Source organism: Streptomyces sp. NPDC000594 (assembly GCF_040299965.1).
GTDB lineage: Bacteria > Actinomycetota > Actinomycetes > Streptomycetales > Streptomycetaceae > Streptomyces.
In genome coordinates this window covers 299,462-322,693 of sequence record NZ_JBEPCY010000007.1, presented here as the reverse complement: position 1 = coordinate 322,693, position 23,232 = coordinate 299,462, and the positions used below count along the sequence as shown (strand labels likewise).

The following is a 23,232-nucleotide window of genomic DNA, read 5'->3' as shown; positions in this document are numbered from 1 at the left end:
GCCGCCCGGCCCGGGCCCGCGCTCAGGGTCGCCGCGCGCTCGGCGGCGGGGGCGGCTCGGCGTCCAGCGGCAGCCGCAGCACGGCCCGCGCACCGCCGCCCGGCGCCCCGTCGAACGCCAGCTCCGCCCGGATCAGCCGGGCGTGCCCCTCGGCGATGGTCAGCCCGAGCCCACTGCCCCGGCCCCGGCCCGCCGTCCCCGTACGGAAGGGCCGGGGCCCCTCGGCGAGCAGATCCGGCGGATAGCCGGGGCCGTGGTCCCGTACCGTGATCGTGCCCCGGTCGAGACCGAGCACCACCGGCGGCGCCCCGTGCCGGTGCGCGTTGGCCAGCAGATTGGCGACGATGCGGGCCAGCCGCCGGGGGTCGGTGAGCACGGTGGAGTCGTCGTCCACCACCACCGTGCAGGGCAGCCCCGTGGAGAGCACCACCCGGTGCAGCGGCTCCGCCAGCCGGTGCGGTTCCAGCGTCACCGAGTCGACGCCCGCCCCCAGCCGGGAGACCTCCAGCAGATCCTCCACCAGCTCGCAGAGCGCCTCGACCCTGCCCCGTACCAGATCCGTCTCATGGGACTCGGGCAGGATCTCGGCGGCGGCGAGCAGCCCGGCCGCCGGGGTGCGCAGCTCATGGGTGACATCGGCGGCGAACCGCTGCTCGATCCGGAGCCGGTCCTGGAGGGTCGCGGCCATCTTGTCGACGGACGCGGCGAGTTCGGTGATCTCCCGCGCCCCGGGCACCGGGCCGATCCGGGCGTCGAGATGCCCGTCCGCGATCCGCCGCGCGGTCCGTGCCACCCGGCGCAGCCGTGCGCTCATCGGCCGTGCGAGGAGCAGCCCGGCCAGGGAGACCACGGTCGCGCTGCCGGTCGCCAGCCACAGCACCGTGCGGGCGAACCGCTCGTCGGCGGCGCGCTCGCGCCGGTAGTCGGAGCGGATGGAGAGGCTGTGCCCGCCGACATAGGTGACCGCCCACAGGACCGGTCCCCGGTCCCCCTCGACCAGCTGGGTGAACAGCTCTTGGCGGTGCGCGGTCTCCCGGCGCAGCCCGGCCGGCAGCCGGGGGTCGTCGATCGCCACCTGGGTCTCCGTCACGACCATCACCCGGGCGTAGGTGTAGGCCGCGCTCTCCAACTGCTCGGCGAGGAGCGCGCGGTTGAGTTCGAGCCGCTGGTCGCCGGAGGCGGTGACGGTGAGCAGGCCGAGACCGCCGGCGAGCAGAAAGGCGGCGATGGCGACGACGGCCGCGAGCTGGAGCGGCAGTCCCTCCATCAGCCGGCGCAGGGGCGCGCCGGTCCGGGAGGCTGGGGGATCCGAGGTGCCCGAGGTGCCCGAGGGATCCGTGGGACCCGGGGGAGGCAGGGAGGCGCGGGGGGTACGGGGGGTCATCGCACGATCTTGTAGCCGAAGCCGCGGACGGTGACGATCCGTTCGGCGCCTATCTTGGCCCGCAGCCGCTGGACATGGACGTCGACCACCCGGGTGTCCCCGCCCCACGCGTAGTCCCAGACCTCCCTGAGCAGGCTCTCGCGGCTGAGGACCACACCGGGCGCGGCGGTCAGCTCGATCAGCAGCCGCAGTTCGGTGGGGGTGATGGAGAGCAGCGTCCCGGCGACCCTGACCTCCCGGGCGTCGAGGTCGACCGTCAGGTCGCCGACGGTTCTGATGTCCCGTACGGGTACGGGGTCGGGCGGGGTGCCGAGGGCGGCCCGGCGCATCAGCGCGCGCAGCCGGGCGGCGAGGACATTCGACCGGAACGGCTTGGTGACATAGTCGTCGGCGCCCGCCTCCAGGCCGGCGATCACATCGATGTCGTCGCCCCGTGCGGAGATCATCAGGATGGGTACGGTGCTTCTCTCCCGGATCGCCCGGGTGAGGCTCACCCCGTCCAGCTCGGGCAGCATCACATCGGTGATCACCGCGTCCACCGGCTCCTGCCGGAAGCTGTTCAGGGCGGACGCCCCGTCGGCGGCGGCGGTCACGGCGAAGCCGAGCCGGGACAGGGAGACCGAGGTCGCCTCGCGGATCACATCGTCGTCCTCGACGACGAGCACACGCGGTTCGGGGGCGGGGGGCTGGCTCATGTCACCTTTCGCCATGCGGTATCCGGGGTGGCAGGACGGAGTTGGCCGGACGGATGAACCGGGAGGTCAGTTCGAGCCGCCAGGTCTTCGCGTTCCAGGTGTAGCGGTCGGATCGGATCTGCGGGCCGTTCCGCCGGTCCCGGGGTGCCGGTGCCCGGACGAGCAGCGCCGAGGAGGGCTGGTGGTCCACCCGGCTGCCGTGGGTCAGGGGGATGTCCAGGATCTGGTGGATCCGCTGCCGGTGCACCCAGTAGACATAGAGACCGCTGGGCGGCAGCCGGCCCTCCCGCATCCGCTCCGGGCGCGGTGCGAGAAAGACCAGCAGCTCATGGCGGCTGTCGCCGGTGATGTCCCGCCAGAGCAGCCGACTGCGCTCACACCCCACCCAGCACCCCTGGGCGGACTCCCGCAGATCGGGGCGGATGCCCGGGTCCCGGGCGATCACCTTCCGGGGGTCGACGGTGACCCGGGGGTCCGAGCCCGGGGGGAGGAGGACACCCGGTACGGCCGCCGGACGGTCGGTCATCGAGGCCGTGGGGTCCTCCTCGTCCGCGTCCGCGCTGTCCGGAGTGGCGAGGAAGCCCCACAGGGTCTCCGGCTCCGGCAGATAGGACGGCAGGTCGTCGGGGAGCGGGCCGTGGTGGACGATGTCCGGGGACCCGCCTCCGTACCCCGTGAGCGTTCCCACCCCCACCAGCAGGGCCAGCGCCACCGCCAGCGCCCCGACGATCCCCCGCGACCGCCGCCCGTGCGGCCCCTCGCCGAGTGACCTCGCCATGTGCCCCCTTCGCCGCCGGGCCCCCGTCGCCCCTCCGGTCCCCGGGGCCACTGTAGTGACGGACCCGCTTCCGGACGAGACGGCCCGCCCGCCCGTCCTGTCCGGTCCGGGCCCGGCCGGTGGGCGCGGACCGGGGGGCACGTCCCGGCCGCGGGCAGCGGCGCGGGCCGACGGTGCGCGGGCGCATGGGAGTTCCTGCCTTCTGGGCGGTGGTACGGGAGGGCACGCCGCGGTGCGTCCCCGGTGACTACCGGACGGTAGGGCGGAAACCTCACGGACGACCTGCCGTTGGGTAACGAAACACGCTCGACGGTGTCGCGAAAGCCGCTCACTGTCCGGTACGGGACCCCGCGCGCCCCTCCGTGAACGGGGGCGCGGAACCATCTCCGGGAATTCCTCCGGACGGTGCAACCCTTCGGCCGCCTCATGGGTCAAGCAGGGGCACACCGGAACGATCCGCACCGGTGTGGCCGCAGGGCGCGCCCGAGGGCCGCCGCGTAGTGGACCAGCGGAGACAGGGGAGATCTGATCATGAAGGCAAGCCGTACCCGTCGTGCTTCGGGAGTGGCCGTGGCGATAGCGGTGGCCGGTGCCCTCACCGCGCCCGTCGCCCATGCCCTGCCCGCCGGTGCCCCGGCGGTGGCGCCCGTACCGGCGAAGGCCAAGAAGGCGAAGCCGGAGGACTTCAACGGCGACGGGTACCGCGATGTCGTCGTCCCCGCGACCGGGGCGACGGTGAACGGCCGGGAGGGCGCCGGATATGTCGCTGTCCTCTACGGCTCCCGGTCGGGCGGCCCGCTGGCGAAGAAGCAGATCGTCCACCAGGACTCGGCGGGCGTCCCGGACCAGGTCGAGGCGGGTGACGGCTTCGGCGCCGCCACCACCACGGGCGACTTCGACGGCGACGGCTACACCGATCTGGCGGTCGCGGCGCCCGGCGAGGACATCGGCACCACCGCCGACGCCGGGACGGTCGCGGTGGTCTGGGGCGGCCCGAAGGGGCTCTCCGGCGCCACCACCGTGATGAACGGGGCCACGGCGGCCGACCGCCTCGGCTCGATCGGGGTCGCGGGCGACTTCGACGGCGACGGCGACCAGGATCTGGTCGTCGCGGAGCGGAACAGGGATCTGCGCCAGATCTTCGGGCCGTTCGGACGCGACGGCGCCACCGCCGGGACGGTGATCGAGGAGAACGAGTTCAAGGACTTCGGCATCAGCGACCTCGCGGCCGGTGACCTGAACGCCGACGGCAGGACCGACCTGGTCGCCAACCAGTACTACTTCGGCGACTTCGACGGGGTGGGCTCCGTCTACCGCATGGGCACCTCGCGCGGACTGGGCGCCGCCAAGGGCTTCGGCGACCACAAGTTCGGCGGCAGCAGCGTCGACATCGGCGACATCAACAAGGACGGCTACGCCGATGTCGTCATCGGCCGTAACGACGACGGCAGCGACGCGTCCGTCGGACTGCCGTACATCAAGGGCGGGATGATCACCTACATCCCCGGCGCCGCCAAGGGGCCGATCCCGGCGCGGGCCCGCCACTTCAACCAGGACTCCCCGGGCGTCCCCGGGGCCGCCGAGGGCCCCGGCGGCCCGGACTACAGCGACAACTTCGGCGCCGGGGTCTCCATCGGCGATGTCGACGGCGACGGGTACGGGGACATCGCGGCCGGGGTTCCCGGCGAGAGCTTCGACGGCATCCGGGACGCGGGCGCGGTCGTCGTGCTGCGGGGCACCAAGGACGGCCCCACCGGCAAGGGCGCGCGGGTCTTCAGCCAGGACACCCCCGGAGTGCCGGGCGTCGCCGAGGCCGAGGACGGCATGGGCTGGGCCACCACGATCGTCGACATCGACGGTGACCGGCGCGGCGAGCTGTTCGTGGGTGCCCCGAACGAGAACCGCCGCTCCGGCGCGGTGACCGTGCTGGACGGCACCGCCTCCGGCACCACCGCGAAGGGGGCGGTCACCTTCGGCGCCGGATCGCTCGGCACCCATGCGGCCAAGGGCGTCCTCGGCGGCGGCTTCCCCCGCTGACCCGCTGACCGCTCCCGCCGCGCGACCGCCCTCGTAACCGCTCGTACATCACAGAAGGACCGATTCATGACTTCACGCCGAGTGACCCGTGGTCTGGGTCAGGCCGCCGCCGTCGCGGTGGTGGCCGCCCTGACCGCACCCGTGGCGCACGCCGTCCCCGAGCGGGCGCCCGCCACGGCCCCCGTCGCCGCCCCCGTGCCGGCGAAGGCCAAGCCCCAGGCGAAGCCGGAGGACTTCAACGGCGACGGCTATCGCGATGTCGTCGTCTCCGCCCCCGGGGCGAATATGGAGGACACCCTGAAGCCGGGGTACCTCGCCGTCTTCTACGGCGGCCGCTCCGGCCCCCTCCACGAGCGGCGCACGCTCATCCACCAGGACAGCCCCGGGGTCCCCGGGACGGCCGAGACCGGTGACTCCTTCGGCAGCACCTCGGCCACCGGCGACCTCGACCGGGACGGCTACACCGATCTGGTCGTCTCCGCCGGCTCCGAGGACGTCGGCGCGGTGAGGGACGCGGGCACCGTCGCCGTCCTCTGGGGCGGTCCCAAGGGGCTCACGAGCGGGGCCACCCTGAAGAACGGAGTCCGCGAGCGCGGTGAACTCGGCGCCCAGATGGCGGTCGGCGACTTCGACGGCGACGGCGACGCCGACCTCGTCCTCAGCGAGGCGTCCGGCTCGGTGCTCCACACCCTCTCCGGCCCCTTCCGCAGGAACGGCACCCCCGCCGCCTCCGCCGTCCTCCAGGACGACAACGCCATCTACCTCCGCGACCTGGCCGCCGGTGATGTGAACGGGGACCGCAAGGACGACCTCGTCACCATCCAGCAGGAGTGGCGGGACGACGAATCCGTCGAGGGCCGGACCCATATGCTGATGGTCCGGCGCGGCACCGCCCAGGGCCTGGGCGCCACCGGGAGCTATGTCGAGGGCCGGAACACCCAGGCGGACCAGGTCACCGTCGGCGATGTGAACAAGGACGGGTACGAGGATCTCGTCCTCGGCCGTCCCGAGGAGCGCTACCAGGGCGACCAGCCCATCGACAAGGGCGGCAAGGTCACCTGGATCCCCGGCTCCGCCCAGGGGCCGGTGGTGGCCAAGGGCCGTGCCTTCAACCAGGACAGCCCCGGGATCCCGGGCGCCGCCGAAGGGCTGGACCAGCGCCGTCACGGCGACCGCTTCGGCACCGGGGTCACCGTCGGCGACATCAACGGCGACGGCTACGCCGAAATCGTCGTGGGTGTCCCCGGCGAGGAGCTGGACGGCCGGGACGAGGCGGGTGCGGTCGTCGTGCTGCGGGGCACGAAGAGCGGCCCCACCGGGACCGGCGCCCAGGCGTTCAGCCAGAACACCGCCGGAGTCCCCGGCACCGCCGAGGCCAGGGACGGCTTCGGCGGCACCGCCAAGGTCGTCGACACCAACCGCGACGGCCGGGGCGAACTCCTGGTCTCCGCCGTGGGCGAGAACTGGCACGCCGGATCGGTCTGGGTCTTCAAGCCGACCGCCACCGGAGCCACCGCCAAGGGCTCGGTCGCCATCAGCCAGTCGACCCTCGGCCTCTACCCCAACGCGTCGGACTACTTCGGCAACAGCTTCAACCAGTAGTGGGCGTCCCGCAGCCGCCCCGGGCACCGGGGCGTTCCTCCCAGGGGAGTTACTGATGATCAACGCACGTGGAGTCGCCCGTGTCCCGGCGCTGGCCGTCGCGGTCGCGGTCGTCTGCGGCCTCACCGCACCGATGGCGCTCGCCGCGCCCGCGAGCGGTCAGGACCGGCAGCCGCGCGCCGCGTCCGCGAAGGCGCCGAAGGCGGACTTCAACGGTGACGGCTTCGGGGACGTGGTGGTCACCGCGCCCACGTCACGGATCCCGGGTGTCTGGGAGACCGGCTATGTCGGGATCCTGTACGGCAGCGGCGGCGGCAAGCTGACCGACCACCAGCACATGGTCTATCAGGACATGCTGTACGTGCCGGGCTCCTCCGAGTACGGCGACCGCTTCGGATCCGCGGTGACCGCCACCGACCTGGACGCCGACGGCCACACCGACCTTGTCGTCGGCGCCTCCCACGAGGACATCGGCCAGACCCGTGACACAGGGGCGCTGTATGTGTTCTGGGGCAGCCCGGGAGGGCTCAACTCCGCCGCCGTGCTGCGGGACGGCACCGTCGCCCAGGGGCAGCTCGGTGAGCAGATCGCCGCCGGGGACTTCGACGGCGACGGCGACCAGGACGTGGCGAGCATGGAGGCGGACGAACTGCGGGTGCTCTCCGGCCCGTTCACCCGGGCCGGCGCCCCCACCGCCTCCACCACGGTCGCGACCCTTCCCGACACCGAGGTCCGGGACCTCGCCGCCGGGGATCTGAACAAGGACGGGCGCAGCGACATCGCGGCGACCTGGTACCGCAACGGCGATGTGGACGAGGCGGGCACCACCGGGGTGCTGATGGGCACCCCGCAGGGCCCGGGTCCCGTCACCGCCGTCGGCGCCGAGCCGCAGGGCGGCGACAATGTCGACATCGGCGACCTGGACCGGGACGGCTACGACGATCTGGTCGTGGGCCGCTCGATCGACGGCAACGAGGGCGACCACACCATCCCCACCGCCAAGGGCGGCATGGTCAGCTGGATCCCCGGCTCCGCCCGGGGGCCGGAGAAGTCCCGTACCCGCTCCCTCAACCAGGACAGCGCGGGGGTGCCCGGAACCGCCGAGGACGGCGACTTCTTCGGCCGGGGTGTGTCGGTCGGGGACACCAATGGCGACGGCTACCCCGATATCTCGGTCGGGGTCCCCGGCGAGGATCTCGGCACCCTCAAGGACGCCGGAGCCACCGTGGTCCTGCGGGGCACCCGCACCGGCCCCACCGGCACCGGTGCCAAGGTCTTCACCCAGGACACCCAGGGAGTGCCGGGGGCGGCGGAGCGGGCCGACCACTTCGGCTCCGCGACCTCGCTGGCCGACACCGACGGCGACGGCCGCGCCGAACTCCTGGCGGCGGCGGTCGACGAGAACGCGGGCAACGGCTCGGTGTGGGTCCTCCCGGACAGCGCCGCCGGTCCCACCGTGAACGGCTCCTGGACCTTCGGCGCCGGGAAACTCGGGATGCCCGCGATCAGGGCCCAGCTGGGCTGGACCTTCAACGAGTGAGCCCACCGGGGCCGCCGCCCGCCCGGTGGCCCCGCCGGATCCGGTACCGGCTCCCGGGGACACCCCCGGGAGCCGGTCCGGCCCCCGGGCACCCCTTCGGAGCGGCCTCAGACCCTCGCACGGGGGTCGGGGGTCAGCGGCGGCGGGGTCCAGCGGTCCAGCCGGGGTTTGGCCGAGGTGACCCCGTACTCGCTCTTCAGCTGTTCCGGAATGGCGTACTGCATGATCCGGCCCCGGGTGAGTGAACTCAGCTCCAGGACACTGGTGTAGTGCCCCACCCGGTCCAGCGCCCAGGCGGCCAGCGGGGAGCGGTCCTCCAGGGTCTCCAGCACACCCAGCAGCGCGGGCGCGGTACGGATCGCCGAGTCCCAGAGCGCGGAGCGGGGGACATCGAGCCAGTCCGCCGCCGTGTCCCCGACGAGATACCGGATCATGGCCGGGACCACCGGGTCGAAGACGGTCCCGGGCACCACCTCCTCGTACAGGTCCATCAGCTGCCGGGTGAGCCGTACCCCCTCCTCGGAGGGGGCCATGTGCCGGCTCATGTACAGGTCGGAGAAGAGACGCGCCTCCGCCAGGTCCTTCGGCATAGCGGCGAGGTCGATGCCGAGCATCGCCCCCACCACCCGCCAGGCGTAGAAGTAGGCGTCCGCGCCCTCGTTGGACATATGGATGCCGAGCCGGTGCAGTGCGTCGAGCACCTGGATCGAGAACATCATCTGCCCGCCGATCATGTCCTCCTGACAGATCGGCGTCCCCAGCGCGGCCACATCCCAGCGGTTCTCCTGCCGCAGGTGATAGCGGATCGACGCATGCAGCAGCCGGACCTTCTGCGCGGCGGGGATGAACCGGCTCCCCGCCTCGAAGGCCCCCGGCTGCATCAGATAGACGGTGAACTGCCCGGTCTCCGCCATCCGCCGGGAGGGGTACTCCAGTGCGTGGGTCGCGCTGAGCAGCTTCGCCACATGCGGCACCACATAGCAGGCCGGCATCGACGCGAAGGAGAGCGCGGTCGAGATGTGCACATTGTTGTCGATGAAGAAGAGCCGGGCCTTCTCCATCTCGCCCCAGTCGACCCAGGAGGGCGGCATCGCGGTCGCCTCCAGATACTCCCGCGCCACCTCCGGGAGCCCCCGGGGCAGCTCCTGGCCCGCCGTGGAGAACCACCGCATCAGCGTGTTGAACCGGCCGGCCTCGCCCCGGGAGAACAGGGCCTCGACGGTGGCGTCCGCCAGCTCGTCGCCGAGCCCGCGCAGGGCGTCGAGGGAGTGCTCGGTATAGGCAGGGGAGACGGGGGAGGCGGGCGCGGCCGTCGGTCCGGTCGTCCCGTCGGCTCCAGTGGTGGTCATACGCTTCTTCCTCGTTCCTCTCGGGCGCCATGGGACGACGACGGATGCGGGGGCCGGGCGGCGGTGCCGCGGATACGGATACAGGTACGGGCACGGGGGAGACGGGTGCGGATCAGGCGGCGCGGGCGAGTGAGCGCCCGGCCAGGGCGTGCAGGGTCTCGGCGGCGTGCGACGGCAGCACCCCCGCCAGCAGCGCGCGGTCCAGGGCGTCGGCCGCCGCCTCGGCACGGAGGGCGATCAGCTCCTCGACCCGGCGACGCGCCCCGGTCCGCTCGGCGATCTCCCGGAACCGGTCGAGCCGCCCCGGCCCCGCATCGGCTCCCGCCCCTGCCTCCGGCCCCGCCGCCGGGGACGTGAGCAGCCGCCGCAGCTCGCTCCGCTCCGCCGCCGTCGCCCGCTGCCGGGCCAGCGCCAGCAGAACCGTCGGCTTGGCCCCGGCCAGATCGTCCAGATTGGACTTGCCGGTCGTCTCCGGCGTCCCGAAGGTCCCCAGCAGGTCGTCCCGCAGTTGGAACGCCTCCCCGAGCGGCACCCCATAGGCGGTGAAGGTCTCCCGCAGCGCCACCGGCCCGCCCCCGAGCAGCACACCTATCTGAAGCGGATGCTCGACGGTGTACTTCGCCGTCTTGTACCGGATGATCTGGAACGAACTCTCCGGATCCGCCCGCCCGTCGCCCGGCGGACGGGTGCGCAGCACCTCCAGGCACTCCCCGGCGACCAGCTCACGGGCGAGCGTCGCCCACAGCGGACCGGCCCGCCGGAGATAGGCGGCGGGCAGCCCGCAGTCGGCGAACAGCTGCCCCGACCAGGAGATCAGCAGATCCCCCACGAGCAGCGCCAGCGACCGGCCCGCCGAGGCCCCCGCCGCACCGCTCCCGCCCGCCGGACCCGGCGCCAGCGCCCGGTGCGCGGTGGGCCGCCCGTGCCGCACCGGGCTGCGGTCGATGAGGTCGTCATGGACGACGGCGGCGGCGTGCACCAGCTCCATCGCCGCGGCGGCCCGGACGATGTCCTCCCCGTCGTCCCGCCCCGCCGCCCGCCAGCCCCAGTAGCAGAACGCGGCCCGCAGCCGCTTCCCCTCCGCGACCGCACCCCGCAACTGCTCCCCGACCGGCTTCAGCTCCGGGTCCACCGCTTCGAGGAGGGCGGACTCGCCCTCGGCGAAGACCCGCAGCACAGCGTCGACGCGCTCCTTGAGCACGGCCAGCTCCCCGAGCACACCGGACCCCTCCGGCGCGGACCCGGCCGGCGGCGCCGCTCCGGCGCCGGGCGGTCCCGGGACCCGCGCCCCGGCCATGGCGCGACTCATCGGCCGGATGCCCCGGAACCCGCCGGATCCGGACCGCCCGCCCCGCCCGGCCCCGGGGGCGCCCCCGCGGGCCGCGCCGACGGAGCTGCCCGCGCCGACCGTGCCGCCCGCTCCGCGGCCCGCCGCGCCAGCTGCTCCAGGTGCGGCTCACCGGGGGTGACCAGCGAGGTCCGCAGCCCGCTGTGCCGCCCACGGGCCACCAGGTCCCGCCGGGCGTCGGCCGCCAGCTCGGTCAGATCGGACCTGCTGAGCAGCGAGCGCGCCCGGCGCAGCGCGCCCTCCGCCTGCTCCAGCACCATGTCCACGGCCCCCGCCATCAGCAGCACCGTCTCCTCGGACCCCAGGCCCGCGCGTTGCTCCGCCATGTCCCGCCCCCCACACCGTCGAATCCCCTGCCGCACATCGTCCGCAGACGGGCTGCCCACCGGCCATACCACCAACCCCGAAGTCACACGAACGGATGACTGTGCTCGGTTCTCCGTACCGCGCCGGCCCGGCATGACTCACCCAGGCGGCCCAACCCCGCGTGCGACGGCGGCGACAGCGGCGTCGACTGGGAGCGGTGTCCGTGCCCCGCCCGGTACGGGATCCGCCACGACCGGGCCTCCCACACCGAGGCAGGAGCCCCCGGCCCCGGCCCCGGCCACGACCGGATCGCGGAGCGCGGGGCACCGCTCAGGAGGTGCCATGCCCGCACAGCGCTCCGCCGTCCGGGGCCAACTCGTCTGGTTCCGGGACGACCCGTTCCTCACCGACCCCGGCCACGCCTTTGTCCATGTCGACGACGGCCTGCTGATCTGCGAGGACGGTCTGGTCACCGCCGCCGGTGACTACGGAGAGCTGCGCGAGAGGATCCCCGCCGGAGTGGAGCCCGTCCACTACCCGGAGCATGTGATCACCCCCGGCTTCATCGACACCCATGTCCACTACGTCCAGACCGGGATCATCGCCGCCTTCGGCTCCCAGCTCATCGACTGGCTGAATCACTACACCTTCGTGGAGGAGCAGCGCTTCGCCGACGCCGCCTACGCCCGCGAGGCCGCCGCCGTCTTCTGCGACGAACTCCTGCGCAACGGCACGACGACCGCCCTCACCTTCTGCGCGGTGTACCCGCAGTCGGTCGACGCCCTCTTCGAGGAGACCACCCGCCGCAATATGCGCATGGCCGCCGGCAAGGTCCTGATGGACCGCAACGCCCCCGACGCGCTGCTCGACACCGCGCGGACCGGCTACGAGGACTCCAAGGCGCTGCTGGAACGCTGGCACGGCACCGGCCGCAACCTCTACGCCATCACCCCGCGCTTCGCCCCCACCAGCACCCCCGAGCAGCTGGAGGCGGCGGGAACCCTCCGCCGGGAGCACCCCGGGGCCCTGCTGCACACCCATGTCTCCGAGAACACCGGAGAGATCTCCTGGGTGCGCTCCCTCTTCCCCGACCGGCGCGGCTATCTCGACGTCTACGACCACTACGGACTGCTCGGCCCCGGCGCGGTCCTCGCCCACGGGGTCCACCTCACCGCCTCCGAACGCGCCCGCTGCGCCGAGACGGACACCGCCATCGCCCACTGCCCCACCTCCAACCTCTTCCTCGGCAGCGGCCTCTTCCATGTCCATGACGCCAAGGACCCCCGGCGGCCCCTCCGGGTCGGCCTCGGTACCGATATCGGCGCGGGCACCAGCTTCTCCCTGCTCGCCACCATGAACGAGGCGTACAAGGTCGCCGAGTTGAGCAACTACCCGCTCGACTCGGTCAAGGCGTTCTACCTCGCCACCCTCGGCGGCGCCCAGGCGATGGGCATCGACGACCGGGTCGGCTCCCTCGAACCCGGCCACGAGGCCGACTTCGTGGTCCTCGACCCCCGGGCCACCCCGCTGCTCGCCCGGCGCACCGCCCGGACCGAAAGCATCGAGGAACTGCTCTTCGTACTGGCGGTGATGGGGGACGACCGCACGGTACGGGCCACCTATGTGGCGGGGGAGCGGGCGCACGACCGCGACACCGCCGCCGTCTGAGCCGACGACAGGAGACCTGCCATGGCGAGCACCGCACCCGCCGCCCACGGCGGCGGGACCGAGTACCGCAAACACCCGGGCGCCCGCTTTCTGCACGGTCCGCACCGGCGGATCGGCGGCGTCGAGGCATGGATCGTCTGGGGCCTGTGCACCACCTTCGTGGTCTGGCTCTTCGCCATCCAGACCGGGTACGCCGTCGTCTCCCCGGAGATCCAGCGGACCGCCGCCCTCAGCGTGGCCCAGATCGGTCTCGCGGGCTCCATCTACACCTGGGCCTTCGCCCTCTGCCAGTTCTTCTCCGGCGCGCTGCTCGACCGCTTCGGCTCCCGACCCCTGCTGACGATCGCCGTCGCCCTGGTCACCGCCGGAGCCTTTCTGTACGCGCAGACCGACAGCATGGGGACGCTCATCGCCGCCCAGATCGTCCTGGCGATCGGCTCCTCCTTCGGCTTCGTCGGCGCGGGATACATCGGCGGCCAGTGGTTCCCCGCCGCCCGCTACGGCCTGATGTTCGGCCTGGTGCAGTGTCTCGCCTCGCTCGGCTCCGCCTTCGGCCAGCCCGCGATCTCCTGGCAGCTCACCCTGGTCAGCTGGCAGCAGCTGCTCAACGGCTTCGGCGCGGCGGGCGTCGTACTGATCGTTCTCTTCGCGCTGCTGGTCCGCAATCCCGCGCCCGGCCCCGAACAGCTCGCGCGCGCCACCACCGCCCCCCGGCCCCCGCTGGTCTCCAGCATCTTCCGGGACCTCGGCAGCTGCTTCCGCAACCGCAATGTCGTCCTCTCCGCGCTGCTGGCGGGTGTCTCCTTCGGGTCGATGCTGGCCATGGGAGTCCTCTGGGGGCCCCGGGTGATGGAGGCCAGGGGCGCCGAGTCCTCACTCGCCGCGGTCCTCACCGCCATGTCCTGGCTCGGCCTCGCCATCGGCGCGCCCCTGTTCAACCTGCTCTCCGACCACTGGAACAACCGCCGGCTCCCGGCCGTCATCGGGGTGCTGCTCCAGGCGGTCGCCGTCACCCTGCTCATCTATCTGCCGACGGAGACCAACAGCGTCTCCGTGGTGACCATGTTCTGTGTCGGTCTCTTCGCGGGCGCCCATATGCTCGGCTTCACCGTCGCCGGGGAGTCCGTCCCCCGGGCCCTGGTCGGCAGCTCCGCCGCCATCGTCAACGGGATCTGCTTCATCGTCGGCGGCATCCTCCAGGCCGTCCCCGGCCGGCTGCTGCCCGATGTGCCGGACCTCGCCGACTACGGTCACGCGCTGCTGATGATGCCGATCCTGCTGGTCCTCGGCGCGCTGGCGGGCTTCTTCATCAAGGAGACCGGCGGCACCCGCCCCTGAGGCGGGCCCAGCAAGATCCGAAAGAGACGGCCTATCCCCGTTCGGCAGGGCCGTCCGCCGGGACCAGCCCCTTTTCCGGATGGGCCGTCAGCCCCGCCGTCCACAGCACCGGATCGCAGCCCCGGCCGTTGATGTGGTCCTCGCGCAGCCGGACCCGTGCGCTGTCCTCGACGATCCGCTCACCCCGGGGCGAGGTCACCGTCAGCCGCACCGGCACCGTGATTCCGCCGATGTCCTCGTCCATCTCCACCAGCAGCGCGTCCATCGGCATGTCCGCCCCGGCGGTCCACTCCGCTTGCTCGCAGCGCTCGCCCGCGCACACCCGGAAGGTGGCGGCCCGGGGGAAGTCGTCACGGTCCCAGCCCACGGTCACCCCCGAGGAGCCGCCCTTCTGGGTGCATATCGCGACATCCTCGGGCGAGGACGAGTAGCCCACCAGGACGGGGATCAGCAGAAGCGGAGCCAGTCTTCTCATGGTGTCCCGCCCCTGTCGTCGCCCTGTAGATCTCCGCACGTCCCCGTGGCGGAACTCCGCCCCCGACGGCGGTGCATGGCCGAAACGATACCCCCGGCGCCGCACCCGTTCACCCCGCCGAGGCGGCCGGCTCACCGAGGCGGCGGGCGGCGCCGCGCCAGGCCTCGGTGACGGCGCGGTGGAGTTCGGCGGTGGCCGCCCGGAGATCGGCGGAGGGGCGCAGGGCCGGCCCCAGATGGACATGGAGCCGGGGCCTCCGCACGGGCGCGGTCAGAAATCCGGCCAGTTGCTTGGGCGTACCGCCGGAGCTGACGCGCCGGGCGCCCGCCTGTCCGAGGGGCACCACCCGCGCGCCGGTGGCCGCTGCCAGCCGGGCGGGTCCGGTACGGAAGGCCTCGGGCGCGGCCTCGGCGGCGTCCCGGCGGTCGGGGATGCCGCCCTCCCCGTAGACCAGGACGGGGCGGCCCGCCCGGAGCACGGCGGCGGCGGCGTCCAGTGCCTCCGCGGCCCGCTCGGTGCCCCGGCGGACCGGTATGTGGCCGTCCCGTTCGAGCAGGCTCCCCAGGACGGGGATCCGCCACAGCCCGGCCGCGGCCAGGACGGCCGGCTCGATCCCCAGGCTCCGCAGCGCGGCGAGGACCACCCCGGGGTCGGCGAGGGAGGTGTGGTTGGCGACGACGATCGTGCCCGGCCCGGGGGGTGTCCCCTCGTCACTGCTGACGGTGAGACGGCCGAGGACGGGGACGACGGTGGCGGCGATACGGCTGAGCATGAGGGCCTCGGGGAGTGGGCGGCTGGTGGTGCCTCCCATGCTGGCCGCGGCGGCCGGGGGCCCGCCTGAGTGCGCGTACTCATCCCGGTGGGGGGTGTCCGGTACGGGGAGTGAGTGGCCGGGACTTGATCCCGGTGGAACTCCGGGGAGACCATACGCGTTGCACGGTCGACGCGTATTCTCACGCGTCCGGCGACGAACGACACGCAAATCCGAGGTGGCACTCCAGTGGCGATGTGGGACCGAATCAAGGACCAGGCGGCCAAGGCGATCCAGCAGCAGGCCCAGGGGTCGGGGTCGTCCCGCCCGGGGGGACACGGTGCGCCCGGCGGGCACGGTGGCCATGGCGCACCGGGAGCGCACGGCGGGCACGGTGGGCACGGCGGCAGCTCCTCGGGCGGGGCCAACAAGGCGCAGCTCGTCGGTCTGCTGAAGACCCAGCTCGACTCCCTCAAGAACGAGCTGAAGAGCGGTGCCTTCCGCGACGCGAGCATGGCGACCTGTGCGCTGGTGGCGGCCGCCGACGGCCATGTCGACCAGGCCGAGCGGCAGCATGTGGAGTCGCTCATCCTCTCCAACCATGTCCTCCAGAACTTCCCGGCGGACCAGCTGCGGAGCCGTTTCAACAAGCATGTCGACCTGATGCTGACCGACTACGCCCGGGGCCGTTCCGAGGCGCTCCAGGAGGTCGCCAAGGCCGCGAAGAAGGCGTCGGAGGCGCGTGCGGTCGTGCAGACGGGCATTGTCATCGCTGGCGCGGACGGCTACATCCAGCCGGCCGAGGAGCAGGTCCTGCGCGAGGTCTGCGCGGCGCTCAACCTCTCCCCGACGGAGTTCGGCATCTGACCCGCTGACCCCCGCTGACCCGTGCCCGCGCTCCGGCCCCGTTCCGGAGCGGGGCCGGGCGGGGCGGGGTGCCGGTCCCGGCGCGCTCCGCGCCTCACCGGGCGGGCGGCCCCAGTGCCAGGAGGGCGGTGTCGTCGTCCAGACCGGTGCCGAAGGAGTCGAGGAGACCGGTCAGGGCCGCGATCAGGGTCGCGGGAGGGGCGGGGGCGCGGGCCGTCGCGAAGGCGTGCAGGGCCTCTTCCCCGTACAGTCTCCGCTCGGGTCCGGTCCGTGCCTCGGTGAGCCCGTCGGTGTACAGCAGCAGGGTGTCACCGGGCTCCAGGGTGACCTCCGCCGTGACGAAGCGGGCCTCGGGCAGGATGCCGACCAGCATGCCCCCGGGCGTCCGCAGATACTCCGCGCCGCCGTCGGCCCGGAGCACCAGCGCCGGAGGGTGCCCTCCGGAGGCCAGCCGGACGGTGACCCGACCGGTCGCCGGATCCGGCTCCAGCACCCCGAAGACGACGGTGCAGTACCGGGGTTCCGTCCCCGCGCCGTGCTCGTGGAGCACCGTGTTCAGGGTGGTCAGCGCGGCCACCGGATCGGGGTCGTGGAGCACCGCCGCACGCAGGGTGTACCGGGTCAGCGAGGTGAAGGCGGCGGCCTGCGGCCCCTTGCCGCACACATCGCCGAGGAAGAAGGCCCAGCGCGAGCCGTCGAGGGCGAAGAGATCGTAGAAGTCCCCGCCGACCTGCACCGGCGACGCCGTGTGGTAGTACGTGGCGGTCTCCAGCCCCGGGACGGCCGGCAGCACATCCGGCAGCAGACTGCGCTGGAGCACCGCGAGCGCGTCGGTCAGCCGGGCCCGGTCGGCCTCCGCCTGCCGCCGGTCGGCCTCCGCCTCCTCGCGTGCCCGGTCCGCCGCCTGCTGACGGCGGAGCAGCTCCTCCTCGTACGCCCGCCGGTCGGAGGCGTCGAAGACGGTGGTGCGCGCGAGGAGCGGTTCCCCGTCCCCGCTGTGCTTGAGGACGGAGGAGACCAGCACCGGCAGCCGCTCGCCCGCCGAGGTCCGCAGCTCCAGCGCGATTCCGCTGATCTCGCCCCGCATCCGCAGCAGCGGGGCGAAGTGTGTCTCGTGGTACAGCTTGCCGCCGACGGTGAGCAGATCGGTGAAGAGCATCCGGCCCACCACGTCCTGCCGCCGGAGCCCGAGCCAGTCGAGCAGCGTGGTGTTGATCTTGGCGATGGTGCCGTCCATCAGGGTGGACAGAAATCCGCAGGGCGCCGCGTCGTAGAGATCCTCGGCGTCGTCCTCCAGCAGCGCCGTGAACCGGGCGCCGGTCGAGCCGTCGTGCTCGGCGCCGGGATCGCCGCCGGCCTCCTCGGTGCGGGACATCACCCAAGATCCTGGAGGAAGCCGAGAATCGCCGCCGAGGTGGCCTCGGGGGCGCTGAGCTGCGGGCAGTGACCGGTGGCGTCCAGCGTGACCAGCCGGGATCCGGGGACGGCCGCATGGACATAGGCGCCGACCTCGCGGGGCGCGATGACATCCTGGACGCACTCCAGGATCAGGGTGGGCACCGTGACCCCCGGGAGATCCGCGCGGGAGTCGCTCAGGAAGGTGGTGCGGGCGAAGACCCGGGCGATGTCGGGATCGGTCGCGCAGAAGCTGTCGGCCAGCTCCGTGCCCAGCTCCGGCCGGTCCGGATTGCCCATGATCACCGGCGCCATCGCGGAGGACCAGCCGAGGAAGTTGGAGTCCAGCGACTCCAGCAGCTCCTCGATGTCCCCGGCGCCGAAGCCACCGCGATAGCCCTCGTCGTCCAGATAGCGCGGCGAGGGCGCCACCATCACCAGCGCGCGTATCCGCTCCCGTGCCGCACGGGCGGCGAGCACCCCGACCATGGCGCTGACGGAGTGGCCCACGAACACCGCGTCCCGCAGGTCCAGCGCCTCGCAGACCTCCACCACATCGGTGGCGTAGCCGTCGAGGCGGGAGTAGCGCTCCTCGTCCCACGCCCCCAGGTCGGAACGGCCGCAGCCCACATAGTCGAAGAGCACCACCCGGTGGCGCTCCGCCAGGGCCGGCGCGGTCAGCCGCCACAGGTTCTGGTCACAGCCGAAGCCGTGGGCCAGCACCACCGCAGGCCCCTCCGGGTCACCGATGACCCTGACGTTGTTCCTGCGCGGGATGTCCATACGGGCCATCCTCGCATCCCGTCACCCGGCCGGGGCACGGCGCGGTACCGCCGTGACCGGCGGAGCGCCGGGCTGAGCGGGAGGAGTGCCGGGCTGAGCGGGAGGAGTGTCGGGCGGCCACGGCCCGAGCCCCGAGAGATGAGGCTCGGGCCGCGACCCCCGCTTCCGGCGCGGGCTCCCGTCGTGTCGACTCCGCGCCGGAACCGCGAGCGTTCGGTCCCGTACCGGACCCCGATCCGTTACGAGACCGAACACTCGGTAACGGCTCCGGTCCCGGTCCGGGCCGCTGGGGCCCGGTGGTGCTGTCGCCGTATGACGAACAGGCTGCCAAAGAGACCTGGCGGAGTCTTGTACGAATGCGCACTCCCCGCTATCACGTCCGCACCGGCCCGGTCGGCGCCACCCAGGGGGCCGCTGGGCCGGACGGGGCGACGGAGAGCGCGCTGATGCGCCCGTCGACCGGGGTCCGCTCCATGACCGGACTGCCGGTGAGCAGGGTGTGCGACCCGGTGGGGGTGAGCCCGGTGAGGTCACGGAAGTCACGGCTGAGATGGGCCTGGTCGTGATAGCCGCAGCGGGCGGCGGTCTCGGCCCAGGTCATGCCATGGGCCGGGCCATGGGCGAGGGCGTGCTGGAAGCGCAGTATCCGGGCCACGCTCTTCGGCGGGAGACCGATCTGCTCGCCGAAGAGGACCTCCAGACGCCGGCGGCCGCACCCGGTCGCGCGGGCCAGCTCCTCCACCCGGGTCCTGCCCCGTGAGGCGCGCAGCAGGCTCCATGCCTCCAGGACCACCGGGGACGGCCGGGGTGCCGTCAGACAGCGGTCCTCGATCGCCCGGTCCAGCACCTCCCACCGGGTCGCCCAGTCCGTGGCGGTGGCCAGGCGCTCGGTCACCCGCTCGCTCCAGCCGGCGCCGATCACCTCGTCCGTCGCGGTCATCTCCTGGGCGAGGTGCCGCAGCGGCGTCCGCAGCAGGGCGAAGGCGCCCAGCGGTGTGAGGTCCACCACGATGCCCATGCCCTGCCGGCGGGTCTCGCTGAGCGCCGCGCGGGTACGGGAGCCGACCACCACCGACAGCCAGTCGCCGCCCTGCGCCGGGCGCGCCCGGAAGGGGGTGAGCAGGATCGGTTCCTCCCACGCCAGACAGAGGGAGACGGAGGCCGAGGGGACATGCAGCCGGGTGGTCGCCTGCCCCTCGTACCCGGTGTAGCTGATGACATGGGAACGGAGGTGGTCCGGCGCGGGCCGCACCGCACGTGATCCCCTGCCGGGACCGGACCGTGCGCCGTCCCCGGGCTCCTCCGGCATGGCCTTCTCCACACATTCCTCCCCGGGTGCCGACCTGTTCGGCGATGACACCGGACGCACGGATCGCGGGGTGATACCGCTCCCGGGCGATCGGCCCGTCCAGCATCACATGTCCTCCGGTCGCGGGCGGGAGGTTTCGGAACCCGTGGCGGATCCGCGTCCGCCGGAGCCCCGGCCCGGCTCCGGCGCCGCCCGTTCCCTCCGGCCCTCTCCGGTGCTCCGGTGTCCCCCGGTGGCCAAGGGGCGCTGGAACCGGGTCCGTTCACGGATGTCTTCCGGTCGCCTTCCGGTCCGGCGGCCCTTCGCCCTTCCGGTCCCGCCCGGTGTGCCGATGATGGAGGAGGCGGGCCCCGGGCGACGACACGGGGGCCGGGCCCGCCCACCCCGCGCCGGCCCGGGCCACCGTGCCCAGGGCCGGCCGGGGGCGATCCCCTCCCCTCGGGACCGGACCACCGAAGGACCGACATGAGCACCGATGAGCTCCTCGGACTGCTGCGGGCACATCAGCCCGAGATCCACGCGTCCCTCACCGCCGACCAGTTCACCCGCTACCACCGGGCGGTGCTCGGGGTCCGGGCGGCGGGTGGCGATCCGCGCGCCGTACGGACCGCGCTCCGCCGGGTACGGGTGAGCCTGCGCCCCCTCCCGCCGGGCAGCGAACTGAGCAGGCTGCTGGAGCAGTTCCGGGTTCCGGGCGTGGCGGACAGGGTCCTGCCGGACGAGGACGAACTGACCGCGCTGGTCCGGCTGCTGGACTCGGTCGAGTGGCCCGTCCTCGCCCCGGAGAGCGCGGCCCTCTTCCGTGAGATCCAGCAGGTCCTGCTGGCCGCCCCCGCGCGGGGACCGGACCGGCTCGACACGGCCACGGCGGCCGACCCGGCCGGGGCCGGGCTGATCCGATTGACCGATCCGGACGGACGGGCACGGTATCCGGACTTCCAGTTCGACCCGGGCACCGGAGCACCCCGCTACCTGGTCACGAAGATCAACCGGATGCTCCTCGCCGACCAGGACCCCTGGGGGGCGGCCGGCTGGTGGCTGGGGGAGAACATCCTGCTGGCCGGGATCCCCGCCGACCTCATCGGCCGGGCCCCGGACGAGGCCCTGTCCGCCGCCGCCCGCGCCCTCACGGACCAGGGGGAGTTCGCATGGTGACCCATGTCCCGCCCCGGGTGCCGATGGAGCCCGTGCTGACCGATCTGCCGGCCGGGAGCGGGCTGTGGCGCTGCCACCCCACCGGGTGTCCGGCGGCGGGGTTCAATCCGGTCCTCTCCCACCGGTACTTCGACGGCGGCCGGTTCGACGGCACCGCCGACGACGCGTACCGCTTTCTGTACGCCGCCCCGGAACCGCTCACCGCGCTCGCCGAGACCCTGCTGCGCGATGTCCCCTACTCGGCCGCCGGGACACGGGTGGTGCCCTGGGTCTCCGCCGTCCAGCGCTCCCTGACCCGGCTGCGGGTCACCGAGGATCTGAAGCTGGTACGGCTGGTCTCCCAGGCCGACCTCGCCGCCGTGTTCCAGGACGCCTGGCTGCTGGAGGGCGAGAGCGACCGGTACGGCGCCACCCGCTACTGGGCGCAGGAGATCCGGCGGTACGCGCCGGCCGCGCAGGGCATGGTGTGGCAGTCGCGGCGCAACCGCCCGTACCACGCCGTGGTGTTCTTCAGCGACCGCTGTGAGGGGGAGCCGGTGAAGGCGGTGGAGGAGCAGTCGTACCACCTCGGCACCTTCGAAGGGGTGGCGAAGGCCAACCGACTGCTCGCCCCGCTGCGGGCGATGATCCTCCCGCCGGGGATCCGCCCCTGACCGCGCCCCGGGGGCGCGACACGCTCCGGGTCCTGAGCCGTACGGGGGCGGGCTCAGGACCCGGCGCCCTGCGCCCTGACGCGGATCAGAGCTGCTGGCCCGCGGGCTGTTCCAGGCTCCCGAGACCGGTGTTGGAGCCGCACAGGACGACACACACCCGCTCGCCGGGGCCCGGCCGGTAGGCGGGGTCCGGGCCGGTCAGCGCGGCGAGCGCGGTCGCGGCGCCGTGCTCCACGGCGATGCGGTACTCCTCCCAGAGGCCCCGGCGGGCGCGGACGATCTCCTCGTCGGGGACCAGTACCGAGCGGACACCGTCCCGCAGGGCCGCCTCCAGCGCCATGGCGGAGACCCTTCGGGCCCCGAGGGAGTCGGAGGCGACCGACCGGACGGTGACATCGACGGGGCGGCCCGCCTCGACCGCCGCGTTCAGGGCACGACAGCCCTCCGGCTCGACGGCGACGGTACGGACGCCATGGTGCCGCGCGGCGGTGGCGACCCCGGCGAAGAGCCCGCCGCCGCCGACCGCGACGATCACGGTGTCCAGGTCGGGGAGGCGCCGGTGGATCTCCTCCAGGAGGGTTCCGGCCCCGGCGGCGATCAGCGGGTGGTCATAGGCGTGCGAGGCCAGCGCCCCGGTCCGGGCGGTGAACTCCTCACAGGCGGCGAGCGCCTCGGCGTACTCCGTACCGACCAGCCGGACATCGGCCCCGTAGCGGAGGAGCCCGGCCCGTTTCACCTCCGGGGCGGTCCCCGGCAGGAAGACGGTGGCCCGTGCCCCGTGCAGGCGGGCCGCCCAGGCGCAGGCGAGACCGGCGTTGCCACCGGAGGCGATGGCCACTCCGGCTTCCGGCAGGGTCCCGGCGTCCCGGTGGGCGCGGACGAAGTTCGCCGCGCCCCGCGCCTTGAAGGAGCCCGTGTGCTGGAGGAACTCCAGCGCCGCGTGCAGCCGGTACGGCTCCTGGGCTCCCTCGCCGACGCCCGGTCCGGCGACGGATCCGGTGCCGGGCGCCGGCCGCAGGACGTCGATGTCCAGCGGGGCCAGGGTGACCGGACGGATCCGGCCCGAGATCCGGTCGGCGGCCGTCGTGATGTCGCCGTAGGTGAGCGGGGCCATGGTGCTGCTCCAGTACGAGGGGCCACGACCGGGCGAGGCCCCGACCGGCGGGCCGAGGACGGTCCGCCGCTCCAGCCTATGTCCCGTCGCGGCACCGCCCGCCGCCGGGCGCCGCAGGTCACGGCCCCGACCGGCGGGCCGAGGCCCCGGGGTCCGGGAACCGGCCGTATGGTCCGGCGGGGCCCGGGTAGGCGCGTCCACGGAAGAACCCACAACCACAGGAAGGTGGAGACGATGGGTCTGGGAGGCTGCATCATCCTGATCGGCGTCGGCGCGATCCTGACGTTCGCGACCGACTGGGAGGTGGAAGGGGCCAACCTCGATGTGATCGGACTGATCCTCATGGCGGTCGGACTGCTGGGCACGGTGGTCTTCGCGAGCGTCGCCCGCCGCCGCCGGGTCGTCGTCCCGGGAGCGACCCCGGTGATCGACGAGCGCGGCTCCTCCCGTACCCACGAGGGGTGATCCGTACACACGGAGTGACCGCCCGTGACCCTCTTCGCTGCCCGGCCCGGCCCCGGACGGGGTTTGCGGCGGGGGAGCGGGGGCACCCGGAGGGCGCCCGCGAGGAGCCCCCGGTGTCCCGCGAGGAGCCCCCGGGTGTTCCGTGCGCCCGGGGCACGCGGTCGTGCCCCGCGCCCGCCCGGCGGCACCGTCAGCGAGGAGGAGCGAGATGGACGAGACC

The 23,232-nt window shown here is 73.5% G+C and carries 21 protein-coding genes; 9 read left to right on the top strand and 12 right to left on the bottom strand.

All coding sequences use genetic code 11. The features are described 5' to 3' along the window. Window positions 1-22 precede the first annotated feature (22 nt). The 3 genes from ABT354_RS14110 to ABT354_RS14100 are packed head-to-tail and all read right to left on the bottom strand — an operon-like array spanning window position 23 to window position 2,857. Window positions 23-1,384 carry an ATP-binding protein gene (locus ABT354_RS14110; protein WP_351493159.1) on the bottom strand — a complete coding sequence of 454 codons (1,362 nt, stop codon included), beginning with the start codon at window positions 1,382-1,384 and terminating at the stop codon, window positions 23-25. Beyond that, window positions 1,381-2,079, bottom strand: coding sequence for a response regulator (locus ABT354_RS14105; protein ID WP_351493157.1), 699 nt, complete (start codon window positions 2,077-2,079; stop codon window positions 1,381-1,383). Before ABT354_RS14105 ends, ABT354_RS14110 begins: the two co-directional genes overlap by 4 nt. 1 nt (window position 2,080) lies before the next feature. Further along, on the bottom strand, window positions 2,081-2,857 hold the full coding sequence (locus tag ABT354_RS14100; RefSeq protein ID WP_351493154.1) for a hypothetical protein: 777 nt from the start codon (window positions 2,855-2,857) through the stop codon (window positions 2,081-2,083). A 531-nt stretch (window positions 2,858-3,388) separates the two neighbouring features. On the opposite strand from ABT354_RS14100, the gene ABT354_RS14095 reads away from it, so the two are divergent. The 3 genes from ABT354_RS14095 to ABT354_RS14085 all read left to right on the top strand — a co-directional run bounded on the left by ABT354_RS14095 (window position 3,389) and on the right by ABT354_RS14085 (window position 8,036). Further along, the gene (locus tag ABT354_RS14095; RefSeq protein ID WP_351493152.1) at window positions 3,389-4,894 is read left to right on the top strand and encodes an FG-GAP-like repeat-containing protein; all 1,506 of its coding nucleotides are present in this window, start codon (window positions 3,389-3,391) and stop codon (window positions 4,892-4,894) included. A gap of 66 nt (window positions 4,895-4,960) precedes the next feature. Further along, window positions 4,961-6,496, top strand: a complete 1,536-nt coding sequence (locus ABT354_RS14090; RefSeq protein WP_351493150.1) for an FG-GAP and VCBS repeat-containing protein — start codon at window positions 4,961-4,963, stop codon at window positions 6,494-6,496. 55 nt (window positions 6,497-6,551) lie between these two features. Next, the gene (locus ABT354_RS14085; RefSeq protein ID WP_351493148.1) at window positions 6,552-8,036 is read left to right on the top strand and encodes an FG-GAP-like repeat-containing protein; all 1,485 of its coding nucleotides are present in this window, start codon (window positions 6,552-6,554) and stop codon (window positions 8,034-8,036) included. Between the two features lie 107 nt (window positions 8,037-8,143). Here the strand turns inward: ABT354_RS14085 and ABT354_RS14080 are convergent, their stop codons facing one another. From ABT354_RS14080 to ABT354_RS14070, 3 genes are all read right to left on the bottom strand, one after another. Beyond that, entirely contained in the window at window positions 8,144-9,385 is a 1,242-nt protein-coding gene (locus ABT354_RS14080; RefSeq protein WP_351493146.1) for an oxygenase MpaB family protein, read from the bottom strand. 112 nt (window positions 9,386-9,497) lie between these two features. After that, a complete protein-coding gene (locus ABT354_RS14075; protein ID WP_351493144.1) occupies window positions 9,498-10,694 on the bottom strand; it encodes a polyprenyl synthetase family protein in 1,197 nt (398 codons plus the stop codon). Beyond that, complete coding sequence (locus tag ABT354_RS14070; protein ID WP_351493142.1) at window positions 10,691-11,059, bottom strand: hypothetical protein; 369 nt, start codon at window positions 11,057-11,059, stop codon at window positions 10,691-10,693. Before ABT354_RS14070 ends, ABT354_RS14075 begins: the two co-directional genes overlap by 4 nt. Window positions 11,060-11,381: 322 nt before the next feature. Between ABT354_RS14070 and guaD the strand changes: the two genes are divergently transcribed. After that, window positions 11,382-12,707, top strand: coding sequence for a guanine deaminase (gene guaD / locus ABT354_RS14065; protein ID WP_351493140.1), 1,326 nt, complete (start codon window positions 11,382-11,384; stop codon window positions 12,705-12,707). A 21-nt stretch (window positions 12,708-12,728) separates the two neighbouring features. After that, the gene (locus ABT354_RS14060; RefSeq protein WP_351493138.1) at window positions 12,729-14,045 is read left to right on the top strand and encodes an MFS transporter; all 1,317 of its coding nucleotides are present in this window, start codon (window positions 12,729-12,731) and stop codon (window positions 14,043-14,045) included. Between the two features lie 31 nt (window positions 14,046-14,076). On the opposite strand, the gene ABT354_RS14055 is transcribed toward ABT354_RS14060, so the two are convergent. Together ABT354_RS14055 and ABT354_RS14050 are read right to left on the bottom strand one after the other, a co-directional pair. Continuing rightward, complete coding sequence (locus ABT354_RS14055) at window positions 14,077-14,520, bottom strand: hypothetical protein (protein ID WP_351493136.1); 444 nt, start codon at window positions 14,518-14,520, stop codon at window positions 14,077-14,079. Between the two features lie 109 nt (window positions 14,521-14,629). Beyond that, window positions 14,630-15,292, bottom strand: coding sequence for a lysophospholipid acyltransferase family protein (locus ABT354_RS14050; RefSeq protein ID WP_351493187.1), 663 nt, complete (start codon window positions 15,290-15,292; stop codon window positions 14,630-14,632). 228 nt (window positions 15,293-15,520) lie between these two features. On the opposite strand from ABT354_RS14050, the gene ABT354_RS14045 reads away from it, so the two are divergent. After that, entirely contained in the window at window positions 15,521-16,138 is a 618-nt protein-coding gene (locus tag ABT354_RS14045) for a tellurite resistance TerB family protein (protein ID WP_351493134.1), read from the top strand. 94 nt (window positions 16,139-16,232) lie between these two features. Here ABT354_RS14045 and ABT354_RS14040 read toward each other — a convergent pair whose 3' ends face one another. The 3 genes from ABT354_RS14040 to ABT354_RS14030 all read right to left on the bottom strand — a co-directional run bounded on the left by ABT354_RS14040 (window position 16,233) and on the right by ABT354_RS14030 (window position 19,637). After that, window positions 16,233-17,513: a SpoIIE family protein phosphatase gene (locus ABT354_RS14040; RefSeq protein ID WP_351493132.1), complete on the bottom strand. Its 1,281-nt coding sequence runs from the start codon at window positions 17,511-17,513 to the stop codon at window positions 16,233-16,235. Then, window positions 17,513-18,316, bottom strand: coding sequence for an alpha/beta fold hydrolase (locus ABT354_RS14035; protein ID WP_351493130.1), 804 nt, complete (start codon window positions 18,314-18,316; stop codon window positions 17,513-17,515). Before ABT354_RS14035 ends, ABT354_RS14040 begins: the two co-directional genes overlap by 1 nt. Before the next feature lie 373 nt (window positions 18,317-18,689). Next, window positions 18,690-19,637: a helix-turn-helix domain-containing protein gene (locus ABT354_RS14030; RefSeq protein WP_351493128.1), complete on the bottom strand. Its 948-nt coding sequence runs from the start codon at window positions 19,635-19,637 to the stop codon at window positions 18,690-18,692. 453 nt (window positions 19,638-20,090) lie between these two features. Here ABT354_RS14030 and ABT354_RS14025 point away from each other — a divergent pair, with 453 nt between their 5' ends. Together ABT354_RS14025 and ABT354_RS14020 are read left to right on the top strand one after the other, a co-directional pair. Then, window positions 20,091-20,780, top strand: a complete 690-nt coding sequence (locus ABT354_RS14025; RefSeq protein WP_351493125.1) for a hypothetical protein — start codon at window positions 20,091-20,093, stop codon at window positions 20,778-20,780. After that, window positions 20,774-21,433 carry an RES family NAD+ phosphorylase gene (locus ABT354_RS14020; protein WP_351493123.1) on the top strand — a complete coding sequence of 220 codons (660 nt, stop codon included), beginning with the start codon at window positions 20,774-20,776 and terminating at the stop codon, window positions 21,431-21,433. The genes ABT354_RS14025 and ABT354_RS14020 overlap by 7 nt, the downstream gene beginning before the upstream one ends. Before the next feature lie 85 nt (window positions 21,434-21,518). Here the strand turns inward: ABT354_RS14020 and ABT354_RS14015 are convergent, their stop codons facing one another. Continuing rightward, window positions 21,519-22,547: a threonine/serine dehydratase gene (locus ABT354_RS14015; protein WP_351493121.1), complete on the bottom strand. Its 1,029-nt coding sequence runs from the start codon at window positions 22,545-22,547 to the stop codon at window positions 21,519-21,521. 234 nt (window positions 22,548-22,781) lie between these two features. On the opposite strand from ABT354_RS14015, the gene ABT354_RS14010 reads away from it, so the two are divergent. Then, window positions 22,782-23,012 (top strand): DUF6458 family protein, encoded by a 231-nt coding sequence (locus ABT354_RS14010; RefSeq protein ID WP_351493119.1) that lies wholly within the window; start codon window positions 22,782-22,784, stop codon window positions 23,010-23,012. Window positions 23,013-23,232 lie beyond the last annotated feature (220 nt).